This window comes from Noviherbaspirillum malthae, assembly GCF_015352985.1.
Lineage (GTDB): Bacteria > Pseudomonadota > Gammaproteobacteria > Burkholderiales > Burkholderiaceae_D > Noviherbaspirillum > Noviherbaspirillum malthae.
Genome location: NZ_JACYXF010000019.1, coordinates 85,121 through 98,945, shown reverse-complemented (window position 1 = coordinate 98,945; position 13,825 = coordinate 85,121). Strand labels below are relative to the sequence as shown.

General features: G+C 62.8%; 8 protein-coding genes. 6 read left to right on the top strand and 2 right to left on the bottom strand.

Annotated elements, in window-relative coordinates:
* Nucleotides 1-452: 452 nt before the first annotated feature.
* On the bottom strand, nt 453-1,928 hold the full coding sequence (locus tag IGW03_RS19860; protein WP_194724274.1) for an OmpH family outer membrane protein: 1,476 nt from the start codon (nt 1,926-1,928) through the stop codon (nt 453-455).
* Nucleotides 1,929-2,298: 370 nt separating this feature from the next.
* Between IGW03_RS19860 and IGW03_RS19855 the strand changes: the two genes are divergently transcribed.
* Entirely contained in the window at nt 2,299-3,270 is a 972-nt protein-coding gene (locus tag IGW03_RS19855) for a DMT family transporter (RefSeq protein WP_194724273.1), read from the top strand.
* A gap of 284 nt (nt 3,271-3,554) precedes the next feature.
* Complete coding sequence (locus tag IGW03_RS19850) at nt 3,555-5,045, top strand: ATP-binding response regulator (RefSeq protein ID WP_194724272.1); 1,491 nt, start codon at nt 3,555-3,557, stop codon at nt 5,043-5,045.
* 808 nt (nt 5,046-5,853) lie between these two features.
* On the opposite strand, the gene IGW03_RS19845 is transcribed toward IGW03_RS19850, so the two are convergent.
* The gene (locus IGW03_RS19845; RefSeq protein ID WP_194724271.1) at nt 5,854-6,495 is read right to left on the bottom strand and encodes a response regulator; all 642 of its coding nucleotides are present in this window, start codon (nt 6,493-6,495) and stop codon (nt 5,854-5,856) included.
* A gap of 236 nt (nt 6,496-6,731) precedes the next feature.
* Between IGW03_RS19845 and tssK the strand changes: the two genes are divergently transcribed.
* Genes tssK through tagF form a run of 4 tightly spaced genes read left to right on the top strand, consistent with a single transcriptional unit; the run spans nt 6,732 to nt 13,820 of the window.
* Complete coding sequence (gene tssK, locus IGW03_RS19840) at nt 6,732-8,087, top strand: type VI secretion system baseplate subunit TssK (RefSeq protein ID WP_228535814.1); 1,356 nt, start codon at nt 6,732-6,734, stop codon at nt 8,085-8,087.
* The gene (locus tag IGW03_RS19835) at nt 8,084-9,478 is read left to right on the top strand and encodes a DotU family type VI secretion system protein (protein WP_194724270.1); all 1,395 of its coding nucleotides are present in this window, start codon (nt 8,084-8,086) and stop codon (nt 9,476-9,478) included. Before tssK ends, IGW03_RS19835 begins: the two co-directional genes overlap by 4 nt.
* The gene (gene tssM / locus IGW03_RS19830; RefSeq protein WP_194724269.1) at nt 9,475-13,131 is read left to right on the top strand and encodes a type VI secretion system membrane subunit TssM; all 3,657 of its coding nucleotides are present in this window, start codon (nt 9,475-9,477) and stop codon (nt 13,129-13,131) included. Before IGW03_RS19835 ends, tssM begins: the two co-directional genes overlap by 4 nt.
* Entirely contained in the window at nt 13,113-13,820 is a 708-nt protein-coding gene (gene tagF / locus IGW03_RS19825; protein ID WP_194724268.1) for a type VI secretion system-associated protein TagF, read from the top strand. Before tssM ends, tagF begins: the two co-directional genes overlap by 19 nt.
* Nucleotides 13,821-13,825: the final 5 nt, after the last annotated feature.

Here is a 13,825-nt window from a genome sequence, read left to right as displayed (position 1 = left end):
CGGGGGCCGGAATAAGCGGCTCAAGAATTGCCCATTGTTCATCGGTAAGTTCTTCTCTTCGCGTCATGATGAAAACCCCGTCATGTCGAAAAGAGCGTTGACTACCTATTTATGAAATGAGTTCTAGTCTTTCTTGCCCAATGGTTTCAGGCCGCACGAATGTTTTCGCAATGCCTTCGAATTGACGCATACCTCTAGCCGCATCAGTACTCCACCAGCCTAATGGCCGTCTTGCCGCCTCTGCTTATCCATGCCGCCGACATATGATGGTCATGACCATGCCGACATAATGTGTTCCAATTTCTTCGGTAAGGCTATTTTTTAACTTAGCATATGCAACGCAAATGCAGCGTGAATGGACAAAAAGCTGTCTGGCCTTTCTTTTGTGAGCGATTAAGGAGGGATTACAACAATGCATGCCATCCTTGGCTATGTCCCATACGGATCAACACTCACTGACTAACTATTCCCCAGTGTTGTTCAATCTCAGCAAAAATTCTATTCTGAAAGTAAAGTGCCCCACCATTTTCCCTAAGTGGCCTGACTGCTCCAAGTATTGCTCTAGCCGTATCGCCAGAAATCAACCTTAGCCTGTCAATCCGTTGTCGATCGTTTCCTGCAAGGCTGGTAACAACGGGTGCATACGGCCGTCTAGGGAGAAGGCGATGATTACTGTTTTCCAGGCTGCCGGGATGCATGATGCGTTGGAAAAGCCTTGCATACTGGTTCCTCAAATCGTTGGGGATATGGCGGAAACCCACCTCGCGTCCAAGATTTGAAAGGGCGAGCAGAAGGTGCTCCCTCAAAGCCTGCTTCGCAAACACGTTATCGCCTACTGAATGTGTACCCAATAGGGATTTGATTTTTCCGAAGGTGCTGGCTAATTTTCTAGTCAGGTAAATTACCTTAAGGGTAGCGATCTTTTTTCCATTCAGTCCTTCGATTTCCGATACCAACCGGTCCACTTTTTCGATCAACCGATTTGCTTTGTCTACTTCTTGCTCGCTCATAGGAGGAAGCTGCGCAGTTTCCGACACCATTGTTTGGGAGCTTCCACTACCACGTCGAGACTGTACGGCCAGACTGGCATCACGCCCCGGAATATCAGATGCAAGCGCTGGTACCAATGCGCGGGGTCCACTGCTTTGGGATGCGGGTCTTAACGCCCGTCTGGCCTCCTCATGCAAGACGGCAAATTGCAGCGCTTGAATATTCGGACCACTCTCTGCTTGGGCTGGAGGTGTGTTTGAATTACCTAATCGGTTAGGGCTATCGAGCTCATCTACTGGAACGGCACTTAGGGAACTTGTTCTTGACCTTCGCCCGCTGTCTATAACATTGCCGGAACCAGCCGAGATGGCAAGGATAGTCTCTGCAAGATAAGCCTCCATGGTTACGACACTCTGCAGCAAATTTGAAATATTCGGTTGTCTTCCAAAATCCCCCAACTTTGCGTGCAGCCTTTTTAGAAGCTCCACGCGCCTGTGCAGATTGCCTAGCTCCTTATCTAACGCTTCCGTCGAAAGTGAAGATTGGACAAATTCTCTTGCCATATCGCCTACTTCTTGTGCCAGATTTTGATGATTGCCGATACTTGCGATTTCTTGCATGAATGCACCCGCATTGTCATAGGCGGTCAAAAAGGTTTCGGCGTTCGACGTTCTCGAATTTATTTTCGCTTGATAGGCTTTAATCGCAGTTTCAAGCGCAACTTGGGCGCTCTGGACAATTGGATTGTTCTGAATACGCCCGTATGTTTCCGCAATGCTTCCAACTTGCGTGGAGAGATTATTTCGTTGCACTGAGGAAGGCCCGGCGATTCCATGGCCTAGCGAGGCATTAACACTGGCAGAGGAGGAAGCGTTAGACGGTGGAAGAGGTGTCTGTGCAGCTAACAGCAAACTAGGACTGGGATTTAATGAAAACATTATTAGCTTTTAACAATGAAATATGAAAGGGAAAAACAGTAATCTGTGAATGTCACAAATCGAACACCGTGACTATGTGGCAATGAGCAATAATTAGTTCCAATCATGCCTTTGGCCTTCCTTTTTCGCCGTGCCTTGCGTTCCAGAAACTTTTAATTGGGAACCATAGCTAGCGCTACCATATCCACAAAGGAAGGTAGTTGTTTAGTTAGCATTGATATCCAACGACCGCTTTTTTGTAAGACGTCCAAGCAAATTTGTACGATGACTGCTATGATGGCTGCCATATTTTGGTGCAAGCCCTCCTTCCCTCTTCGGAAGAGTGTTCGCATTTCGCTCCCATCATTTCCGTCTTCAGGTTTTCCAAAGCATGTCAGTCAGCTCAAAAACAGCCCCGTTGCCCCTCGCCGGCGTCTCCCAATTCTTTTCCAGGCCCAAGGTGGTCGTCCTGCTCGCCACCCTGTGCTGCCTGCTCTGGGGCAGCTCCTATCCGGCCATCAAGAACGGTTATGCGCTGTTCCATATCGCACAGGGCGACATTCCCGGCAAGCTGGTCTTCGCGGGCTATCGCTTCGTGATGGCCGGCATGGTGCTGCTGGCGATTGCCGCAGCATCGGGCAAGGCGGTATTCGGCATGAGCAGCCGCACCATGGCGCGGCTTTCCCTGCTGGGACTGACACAGACCGCGATCCAGTACGTGTTCTTCTACATCGGTCTGGCCTATACCACCGGCGTGCGCGGTTCCATCCTGAATGCGACCACCACATTCTTCAGCGTGCTGCTTGCGCATTTCATCTTCCACAATGACAGGATCACGCCGCGCAAGGCGCTCGGTTGCATCGTCGGCTTTGCCGGCGTTCTGGTCGTCAATTTCGGCCAGGGCCTGCTCGATTTCGAATTCACGCTGCTGGGCGAGGGCTTCATCGTGATCGCCGCCTTCGTGCTGTCGGCCGCATCCATCTACGGCAAGCGCTTGTCGCAGGGCATGGACGTGATGGTCATGACGGGCTGGCAGCTCGGCATCGGCGGCGTGTTCCTGCTCATAGCAGGCTATGCGGCCGGCGGCACGCTGAGCGGCTTTACCGTTGTTTCGACCTCGCTGCTGGCCTATCTCGCGGTGCTGTCGTCGGCGGCCTTCTGCATCTGGAGCCTGCTGCTCAAGTACAACCCGGTGGGCACGGTAAGCGTGTTCAATTTCCTGGTGCCGGTATTCGGCAGCGCGCTGTCGGCACTCTTCCTCGATGAAAGCATTCTCGAATGGAAGAATCTGCTCGCCCTCTTGCTCGTGTGCAGCGGCATCTGGCTGGTGACGCGCGTGGTGACGAAGAAGCCCGCCGCCTGAGCTGTATTTATTCTTTCGCCTGCCGCCTTTGCTTTCATCAATAGAAGGCGGCAGCGCACAGGTTTGGTCCAAACCTGCTGTATCGGCTTGTCATCTTTCCGCCGTGCCTGTTGCACGCACGGCAATCACCTCCTCATCACCGCCGTCGCCCGCTGAAATCCTTCGCGGGCTTAATGTCGCTCAAACCCGCTTGCTTGCCGTCTCGTCCTTTCAAGCGCCGCTGTAGGTACCATACGCATCTCAGGCACAGCGCTCATTCATCATCGACGAGGACTGACATGCGCATGGCAAACGACACTGCTTCGGTGCCTCACTCGGAGATCTCCTTCTTTTCCATGCTGCAGCATGCCGGACACTCCGCCGGCCTTGTCGGCCTGGTCATCCTGCAGGGAGCATGTGCGGCATGCGTGCTGTGGTTTTCCCTGGAAGGCGGCAATCCGGTTTCACCGCTCGCCTTGCTCGGCTATGCGCTGACCGCCTGGACGGTCTTCCTGGGCTGGATCTGTCATCGCCTGACGGCAAGGCTTGCCGATGCGGCAAGTGCCGAACTGCTGTACAGGCACGAGACCGCCGCGTTGCAGGAGCAGTTGTCAAGGCAGACGCTGGCGAACGAGAAGTCGAAGAAGGCGCTCTGCATTGCGGAACAGGCCTGCCTCGACAAGACGCGTTTCCTTGCCGCCGCCAGCCACGACCTGCGGCAGCCCATGCATGCCATCACGCTGTTCGTCGCCGCCCTCAAGGCGGAAAACTTCGAAGGCCGGCCGCGCTACCTTCTGGACCGGCTGGACCGTTCCATTGCAGGACTCGACGAACTTTTCAACCGCCTGCTCGACTTGGGCCGGCTGGACGCAGGCGTGATCACGCCTGCCATCAAGACCTTCGATGCCAGAGCCATGGTGGAAACGCTGGAGTCGCGCTTCGCCCCGGCAGCGGCGGCAAAGTCGCTGGACTTCCGCATACGCTGCCCCGAGGGACTGCGGGTGCGCAGCGATCCGGTGCTGCTGGTGGAACTGGTGAGCAACCTGCTGTCGAATGCCTTCCGCAATACCGACAAGGGCGGCGTGCTGCTGTCGCTGCGGGAGCGTGGCGACCGGTTGCTGATCCAGGTGGTCGACACCGGCTGCGGCATACCGGAGCAGTACTTCGAAACGATCTTCGACGAGTTCGTGCAGCTGAACAATCCTTCGCGCGACCGCCGCAAGGGATCAGGCCTGGGGTTGGCCATCGTGAAGCGGCTGGCCGACGTGCTCGATCATCACATCCTGGTGCGTTCCCGCGTGGAGCGCGGCTCCTGCTTCGAGCTGCAGATGCAGAGCGCGCCCAGGGAAAGCGCCGAGACGCGCGAAGCATATGCAAAGGCGCCCGCCTCTGCGCTCAACGGCGCGCTTGCGCTGGTCGTCGATGACGAAGCCGACATCCTCGCGGCGATGGAAGCCATCCTGAATTCCTGGGGATGCCATTGCATCGCCGCGCGTTCTCCCGGCGAAGCGGCGCGCTATATCGACGACAGCCTGCGCTTCCCGGATGTGATCATCACGGATCATCGCCTGGCCAATCATCTGACGAGCTTCGATGTGATGGCGGCGATTGCGCCCCTGCTGCCCTATGAAGTGCCGGTCATCATGATTTCCGGCGAATGCTCGCCGGGGCTGGAAAAGGAGGCGCAGGACATGGGGTATGCGTTCATCAGCAAGCCGGTGAATGCGCCGCGGTTGCATCGGGCGATTGAGGAGGCGCTGGCGAAGGGGGCGGCGGCTTTGGAGCGGGCGGCGTAGAGGCCTGCGATGGGGCTTGACGCATGCGTTGCGAAACCCTCGCTCCCCCGCCACCTCGCCGCTTGCAAGGCGCTCCGAGTCCGCGAGCGCAACGCATGCGTTGCGAAACCCTCGCTTCCCCGCCACCTCGCCGCTTGCACGCGGCTCCGAGTCCGCGAGCGCAACGCATGCGTTGCGAAACCCTCGCTTCCCCGCCACCTCGCCGCTTGCACGCGGCTCCGAGTCCGCGAGCGCAACGCATGCGTTGCGAAACCCTCGCTCCCCCGCCACCTCGCCGCTTGCACGCGGCTCCGAGTCCGCGAGCGCAACGCATGCGTTGCGAAACCCTCGCTCCCCCGCCACCTCGCCGCTTGCATGCGGCTCCGAGTCCGCGAGCGCAACGCATGCGTTGCGAAACCCTCGCTCCCTCCCCTTCAAGGGCGGTCGGCGAGGTGGAGGGTTGGGGTGGGGATGGAATTCAACTGCGCCATTTAAACCCATCCCCCACCCAACCTCCCCCTTGAAAGGGGAGGAGCATTCTCTAATACCAATCCCAAGGAATAACGTGCCAGATGAGATTGATGGATTTTTTCGTCTGGCAAGGCGTGGGAGGAATCCATAGCGGGGCTATGGATGACGAGCACAACGCCGGCAGGCGGAAAAAGACGCGGTCTCATGGCATGTTATGCCTTGGGATTGGTATTAGGTTTTACCTTCCACCTCGCCGCTTGCAAGCGGCTCCGACTTCGCAGGCGCAAGGCATGCCTTGCGAAACCCCTGCTACGCCCCCCTTGAAAGGGGAGGCGCATTCTTTATTCACTCTGGCGCCTCAAAACATCGGCAACGAAATCCCCCGCCGCGCCACTTCCAGCAGCGCCTGCGTGCGCGTGGCTACCTTCATCTCGCGCAAAATCGCGCTGACATGAATCTTCACGGTCGATTCGACGATGTCGAGCTTGCGGGCAATCATCTTGTTCGACAAGCCCAGCACCAGCAGGGCAAGCACTTCCTTCTGGCGTTCGGTGAGATTCCATTCGGGTTCCGAAACATGCACCGGGCTCGCGGGAGCGCCCGCCTCCGGCGTCAGCACGCTGTCGGGCAGGCAGACCTTGCCGTCCAGCAGATTCCGGACCACATTCCTGATCTCGGCGGAATTGGCCGACTTGGGGACGAAAGCCTTGGCGCCCATCTCGAGCGCGCGCAGCACCGTGGGCCGGTCTTCCTGCGCCGACACGACGACCACCGACATCATTTCGTTTCTGCGCTTCATGCTCTGCAGCGCATCGAAGCCGGACGCGTCGGGCAGCTGCAGGTCGAGGAAGGTGAAATCGATGGGTTGGCTGCTTGCAATCTCGGCGCCTGCGGATGCGGTATTGGCCAGCCATACGCCGGCTTCGGGTCGGATGCTCTTGACCATCATCGCGATGCCTTCGCGTATGAGCGCATGATCGTCGATTATCAGGACATTCATCCCAGGCTCTCTTGCAGTTTGAAAAGACTCTACACGGCGTGCATGGAGCTGTCTTTACTACTTGAGTATTATCGAATCGGAAGCGACGTTGGCGTATCGTAGCCTGACACGATCCGGCCGCCGTGTCCGCGAGGCGTGCCCTTTCCTGTCGCAGCCGCTGTCCGAGCCGCCGTCTGCCGTTCATTCTGACCGGAGCCCGGGAGGCAAGTTCGCAGCCCATGTCCCGATGCGAGTCCATGCCCATGTGGAAAAACAAGGTGATCTGGTCGGAAGGAACCTTTCTTCAGACCCAGCATTTTCAGCAGCAGGAACGCTACCTTGAAGGCCTGCTCGACCGCAAGGCCAGGCATCTGCACAGTCACGGCTGGGGCTTTTCCGAACTGGTGCTGGACCGCGCTGCGCTGGCGCACGGGCAGGTGCGCATCAATGCCGCGGCCGGCATGCTGCCCGACGGCACCGTATTCGACATCCCGCAGCAGGACTCCGCTCCGCCGACGCTGGAAGTGGGCGCGGAGGTGCGCAATGCCATGGTCTACCTGGCGCTGCCGCTGGAGAACGACGGTGAACCCTCCGTCGTGCTGGAGCCGCCGGCGCGACCCGGCATGCACCGCTTCACTGCGCAGGTGGTGGAGCTGCGCGACAGCATCGAAGGCTTCAATGAACGCGTGCCGGTGCAGCTGGGCAAGCTCAACCTGCGGCTGCTGCAGGCAGATGCGCAGGCCTCGCAGGAAGGGGGTTTCTCGCGCATCGGCGTGGCGCGTGTCATCGAACGCAAGGCCGACGGACAGGTGATGCTCGATGCTTCCTATATTCCGCCCGTGCTGTCGGCGGACGCCGCCGCGCCGCTGCGCTCCTGGCTCAATGAATTGCGCGGCCTGGTGCAGCAGCGCAGCGAGGTGCTGGCCCAGCGTCTGGCGCAGCCCGGACGCGGCGGCATGGGCGAAGTGGCGGATTTTCTGCTGCTGCTCATCGTCAACCGTTATGCCGGCCTGCTGGCGCATGTCGCCGGTCTGCCCGGCCTGCATCCCGAAAGGCTCTACAGCCTGTGCCTGGAAATGGCCGGCGAGCTTGCCAGCTTCGGCAGCGAGCGCCGGTTGACGAAGCCCTTGCCGCCGTACAACCATGACGAACTCGAAGCCTGCTTCTTTCCGCTGATGGTGCAGCTGCGGCTGGCATTGAGCATGGTGCTGGAGCAGACCGCATTGCAGATAGAACTGCATGACCGCAAGTACGGCGTGCGGGTGGCCGTCATCAATGACAAGCAGCTGCTGTCATCGGCCAGCTTCGTGCTCGCCGTCAATGCCAGCCTGCCGGGCGAGGTGCTGCGCGCACGCTTCCCGACACAGACCAAGATCGGCACGATCGAAAAAATCCGCGACCTCGTCAATCTTCAACTGCAGGGCATACCCCTGCGCCCGCTGCCGGTGGCGCCTCGGCAGATTCCCTACCATGCCGGCTGCAATTACTTCGAGCTCGACAAGGGCCACGAGCTGTGGCGGCAGCTCGGTTCCTCGGGCGGCATGGCCATGCACATCGCCGGCGATTTCCCCGGCCTGGAGCTTGAGCTCTGGGCGATCAAGGGCGCATCATGAGCCAGATGCCGTTCCGGCCCGCGGCAGCCGATGCCTCGGTGGTGCGGCCGACCCCGGGCGGACGCAGGGCGCAGGCGCCGGGAGGAGATGCCACGGCTCCCCGTTCGCCCGCCGTTCCCGGCGCCCCCGGCAACCGTGCGGCGCGCGGCATGGGCGAACCGGGTGCGTCGGACGGCGCCGCCTTCGCGCTGCCGCGCGCCGTGCGCAATCCGCTGGTGGCCGCCGCCAGTCCGCTGCTGTCGATCGCGCCGCAGATCCGCCACAGCAGCAGCCATCCCGATCCTCACCGGCTCAAGGATGAACTCACGCAGGGGCTGCGCCGCTTCGAGCAGCAGGCCGAGGAGTCAGGCGTAGCGCATGCCACGGTGGTTGCGGCGCGCTATGTGCTCTGCACCTTTCTCGACGAATGCGCGGCCAGTACGCCATGGGGCAGCGGCGGCATCTGGGCGCGCGATACGCTGCTGGTGCGGCTGCACAGCGAGACCTGGGGCGGAGAAAAAGTGTTCCAGCTGCTGGCGCGCCTGGCGCAGGAACCGGCGAAGAATGCCGATCTGCTCGAACTGATCTATCTCTGCCTGTCGCTCGGCTTCGAAGGCCGCTACCGGGTGGCCGACAACGGCCGCTCGCAGCTGGAGACGATACGCGAGCGGCTGTACCAGCTGCTGCGCGAACAGCGCGCCCAGCCCGAGCGCTCGCTGTCGGTGCAGTGGAAGCCGCTGCGCCTGGAGGCGCAGCGCTGGTTCGAGATGACGCCGCTCTGGGTATCGCTCGCCTTCTTCCTGGCGGCAACCGTGCTGTGCTTCTTCGCCTACAGCACGCTGCTCAACATGCGTTCCGATCCGGTATTTGCGGCGCTGCAGGCGATCAGGGCGCCTGCTCCGGCGATACCCGGTGCGAGCGGTGCGGCGGCGCCCGCTCAGCCGCCCGCTGCGACGCTTCAGGCACCGGCGTCGCCCCGCCTGCGCCGCTTCCTCGAACCGGAGATTGCTGCCGGTCTGGTCAGCGTGCAGGAAACCGTCGACAAGAGCATCATTACCCTGCGCGGCGACGGCCTGTTCGAGCCGGGCAGCGCGCAGATTTCCAAGCAGGTGCTGCCGCTGCTGGGACGCATCGGCGCGGCGCTGCGCGAGTATCCGGGCACGGTACTGGTCGATGGCCATACCGACAGCCAGCCGATACGCTCGGTGCGCTTTCCGTCGAACTACCACTTGTCGCGCGAGCGTGCCGACGGCGTCGGCCGCATTCTCGCCTCCGCCATCGGCACGCAGCGCATCCGCGCCGAAGGCAAGGCCGATGCGGAACCGGTCGCCGGCAACGACACGCCGGCCGGCCGTGCCAAAAACCGGCGCGTGACGATCACGCTGCTGCACGGCCAGGGAGGCGCGTCATGAGCGCCGAACGCCAAGCCGAACCGGCCAGGGCGAAAAAGCCCCGCCGGCCGCAGCGCAGCCGCTGGATGCTGCGCATCATGGGCGCGCTGCTGCTGGCACTGGTGATCTGGTTCGCCGGCCCTCTGGTGGCCTTCGCCGACATGCATCCGCTCGATCCCGAGTGGGCGCGCATCGCGCTGATCGCCGCCCTGCTCGTCTTCATGCTGGGACGGCTGCTGCTGAGGCAGATGAAGGCGCAGCTCGGCAACCGGCAGCTGTTCGATCTGCTGGCCAGCCGCACCGATCACAAGACGGAAACATCGGCGCCGCCGGAGGTTCAGGCGCGTTTCGAAAAGGCGGCGGCGCTGCTCAAGACCATGCGGCTCGGCGGCGCGCCGGGCAGCCGTTCCCGCTCCGGTTTCCTCGGTCTGTTCGAAGGCAAGCGCTACGCCTACCAGCTGCCGTGGTATCTGTTCATCGGTGCGCCCGGCAGCGGCAAGACGACCGCGCTTACCCGCTCCGGCCTGCATTTCCCGCTGGCCGATGCGCTGGGCAACGATCCTCTGCAGGGCATCGGCGGCACCCGCAACTGCGAATGGTGGTTCACCGACCGCGCGGTGCTGATCGATACCGCCGGCCGCTACACGACGCAGGACAGCAATGCCAAGGCAGACGCGGCCGAATGGAAGGAGTTCATCGACCTGATCCGCCGCTTCCGTCCGCGCCAGCCGATCAACGGCGTGCTGGCCACCATCAGCGCCGCCGACCTGCTCGGCGGCCAGTCGGGACAGGCCGAATTGTCGCGCCAGGCCGCCGCGCTGCGCGCGCGCATCGCCGAACTGCAGCGGCATGTCGGCCATGCCTTCCCGGTCTATCTGCTGGTGACCAAGACCGACCTGCTTCCCGGCTTCACCCAGTTTTTCGAGGATCTCGACCGCGAACAGCGCGAGCAGGTGTGGGGCTGCACCTTCAAGATGCCCGACCGCAGCCGGGGCGTGGATCTGCAGCAGCAATTGCGGCCGCAGTTCGATGCGCTGGAAGACCGGCTGTTCGCGCAGCTGCTGCCGCGTCTGCAGGCCAGCCGCGACGGTGCGACGCGCACGCTCACCTACGGTTTCCCGAACCAGTGGGTGCAGCTCAAGGAGACGCTTGCCGATTTCACCCAGCAGGCATTTTCCGCTTCCTCGCTGACCGGACCAAGCTGGCTGCGCGGCGTGTACTTCACCAGCGGCACGCAGGAAGGCACGCCGATCGACCGCGTGCTGGGTTCGCTGTCGCGGTCCTTCGGCATCGAGCGCAAGCTGCTGCCGCCGCAGCGGCCCACCGGCAAGTCTTTCTTCATCACGCGCCTGCTCAACGACGTGGTCTTCGCCGAAGCGCCGCTGGCCGGCACCAACCATGCCGCCGAAGCCCGCATGCAGAAACTGAAATGGGGCGGCATGCTGGCCGGCGGACTCGCATCCGTTGCCGCCATCGGCCTATGGACCGCCAGCTTCCTCGGCAACGACGCCTATATCGACGATGTCGCGGCCAAGGCGGCCGCCTTCAGCAAGACGCTGGCTGCCCGCCCCCCGCGTCCTGACGATGTGCCCGACATCCTTGCCATGCTTGATGCGGTGCGCAAGCTCGGCCATACGCAGCGTGTCGACCCGGACGCACCTGCGCTGCATCTGCGCGGCGGACTGTTCCAGGGCGAGAAGCTCGAAGCGGGCGCCGACCAGGCCTACGGCCGCATGCTGTCGGCTTATCTCGCACCGCTTGCATCGGCGCGCATCGAAAGCGGGCTGCGGCAGAAAGCGGTGAATGCCGAATTGCAGTATGAAACCCTAAAGGCTTACCTGATGCTGCACCGACAGGGCCGGCTCGACCCGGATGCGCTGAAGGCGTGGCTGGCCTTCGACATGGAAAACGACGCGATGCGGCGCTTTCCTGCAGAAATCCGCGAGCACCTGCTGCAGCACATGGACGCGCTGCTGCGCCGCGACAGCCTCGGACCCGGCATCGCGCCGGATGCGGGCCTGATTTCCCGCGTGCGCCAGGAACAGCTGCAGGCGCCGTTCGCGCAGCGCGTCTACAGCCGCATCAAGCGCCAGGGCATGGCTGCGGCGCCGGGCGCCTTGAACGCCGTGAAGGAGTTCCGCATCGCCGATGCGGGAGGGCCCAACAGCCAGATCGTATTCGCCCGCCGTTCCGGCCAGCCGCTGTCGACCGGCGTGCCGGCGCTGTTCACCTACGAGGGCTACTACAAGGGTTTCAATCCGCAGGTCGACGACATGGTCAAGTCGCTCGGCGAGGAGGAAGTCTGGATACTCGGCGTGGCCGGCTCCGACAATGCGCGCCGCGCCGCGAACCTGGTGACCCGCACCTCGCTGGACGACGAGGTGCGGCGGCTTTACCTGCAGGACTATGCCGGCATCTGGGAAACCTTCATCGCCGACATCGGCCTGGTGAGCGCTGCCAATCTCGGCCAGAGCATCGAGCAGGCGCGCCTGCTGTCGGGACCGGATTCGCCGCTGCCGCGCCTGCTGCGCGCGCTGGTCCGCGAAGTCACGCTGAGCGAGCGGCCCGATCTTGCGAGCCTGCCGGCCGACAAGGCCAACGCCCTGATCGCGCAGGGCAAGGACAAGCTCGATGCGCTGCTGGGCGCGCGCAATCCGCAGGCCTCCGGCGAGCCGCGCCGCATCGAGGCCATCGTGGACGACCGCTTCGAGCAGCTGCGCCGCTTCGTGCGCAATCCGGCTCCCGGCCAGCCTGCGCCGATGGAGGCTTCGCTCAAGCTGATCAATGACCTCTATGCGCTGCTGAGCGCGACCGACGCCGCCCTCAAGTCAGGCAACACCCAGCCGCAAAGCGATGTGCCGCAGCGCATGAAGGCCGAAGCGGCGCGCATGCCGGAGCCGGTGCGCGGCATGCTGACCGCGCTGGCCGACGGCAGCCAGCGCCAGGCTGTTGCCGGCAGCCGCGGCAATCTCAGCACGCGCATGGCGAGCCTGGTGGGCGAACCCTGCAGCAAGGCGCTGGACGGACGCTATCCCTTCGTGCCGGGCAGCAGCAGGGACGCGGTGCCGGAAGACTTCGTGCGCATCCTCGCGCGCGACGGCGTGATGGACGATTTCTTCCAGAAGAACCTGCAGCCGCTCGTCGACACCACCGTCAAGCCGTGGCGCTTCCGCGCGCTCGGCCAGGCCAGCGACGGCGGCGGCACCGGCACCAGCGACGCCCTGCAGCAGTTCGAGCGGGCGCATGAGATACGCCAGGCGTTTTTCCCGCCGGGCAGCAACGGCCTGACGATGCGGCTGAGCCTGCGTCCCGTCGGCATGGATGCCTCGCTGTCCCAGGCCATCCTCGATGTCGACGGACAGCTGGTCAGCTATGCCCACGACAATGCACCGGCGGCGTCGGTGCAGTGGCCCGGTCCGCGCATGAGCAACCGCATCACGCTGCAGGTCTATACCGCGCAGGGCAGCGAACATGCGCAAACCTTCGACGGCCCCTGGGCGCTGTTCCGGCTGTTCGACAAGGCGCAGATCGCCCAGAGCGCCCAGCCGGAGCGCTTCCGCGCCACCTTGAACGCGGGCGGCCGCCGTGTCGCCTACGACGTCATCACCAGCAGCGTGCAGAACCCGTTCCGCATGCCCGCCCTGCAGGCCTTCAAATGTCCGACGAAACTCTAAGCAACCCGCTCAATCCGTTCGCAAGCGGCCCCATAGGCTGGTACGGCAAGCTGCCCGCGCTGGGCGACTTCCTGCGCCGCAACCTGCCGGAAGAATTCCTGCCGGCCTGGGATGCCTGGCTGCAGTCCGGCATGGCGACCGCCGCGCGCGAACACGGCGATGAATGGCGCGACGATTTCCTGCGCTTCCCGGTGTGGTACTTCCTGCGCACGCTGCCGGCAGCAGGTGAAGAAGGCGGTTCCGCCGGCATGCCCGACGGCGCCTTCGCCGGCATGCTGATTCCGAGCGCCGACCGCGTCGGCCGCCTGTATCCGCTGACGATCGCCTTCATGATTCCCGCGCCGCTGTTCGAGCGCATGAGCTTCACCGAGCTCGAAAGCCGCCTGGAGGACATCGAGACGCTGGCCCTGGCGGTGCTCAACGACGACAACCTGCAGGGCTTCGAACAGGCGCTGGACATGCTGCCGCCGATGCGCGCGGCAGGCACCGCGGCGCCGGTGGTGGCGCCGGCGGCACTGGCGCAGCAGCTGGGCCGGCAGGCGCTGCTGCTGAAGCTGCGCACCTGCACCCTGTTCTGGGCGCCCGATGCCGGCCCGGTCGAACCGCTGCTGCTGGCGCCGCTGCCGCTGCAGGCCGACAGTTTCTGCAAGCTGGTGCGGCCGCTCACCACCCCCCTGATGGCTCAATGACATGG

Bases quoted from the DNA above. Each gene is read 5' to 3' on its own strand.
- IGW03_RS19845 (WP_194724271.1), bottom strand. From the start codon at position 6,495: ATGAATGTCCTGATAATCGACGATCATGCGCTCATACGCGAAGGCATC.
- IGW03_RS19850 (WP_194724272.1), top strand. From the start codon at position 3,555: ATGGCAAACGACACTGCTTCGGTGCCTCACTCGGAGATCTCCTTCTTT.
- tssM (WP_194724269.1), top strand. From the start codon at position 9,475: ATGAGCGCCGAACGCCAAGCCGAACCGGCCAGGGCGAAAAAGCCCCGC.
- IGW03_RS19835 (WP_194724270.1), top strand. From the start codon at position 8,084: ATGAGCCAGATGCCGTTCCGGCCCGCGGCAGCCGATGCCTCGGTGGTG.
- tagF (WP_194724268.1), top strand. From the start codon at position 13,113: ATGTCCGACGAAACTCTAAGCAACCCGCTCAATCCGTTCGCAAGCGGC.
- tssK (WP_228535814.1), top strand. From the start codon at position 6,732: ATGCCCATGTGGAAAAACAAGGTGATCTGGTCGGAAGGAACCTTTCTT.
- IGW03_RS19855 (WP_194724273.1), top strand. From the start codon at position 2,299: ATGTCAGTCAGCTCAAAAACAGCCCCGTTGCCCCTCGCCGGCGTCTCC.
- IGW03_RS19860 (WP_194724274.1), bottom strand. From the start codon at position 1,928: ATGTTTTCATTAAATCCCAGTCCTAGTTTGCTGTTAGCTGCACAGACA.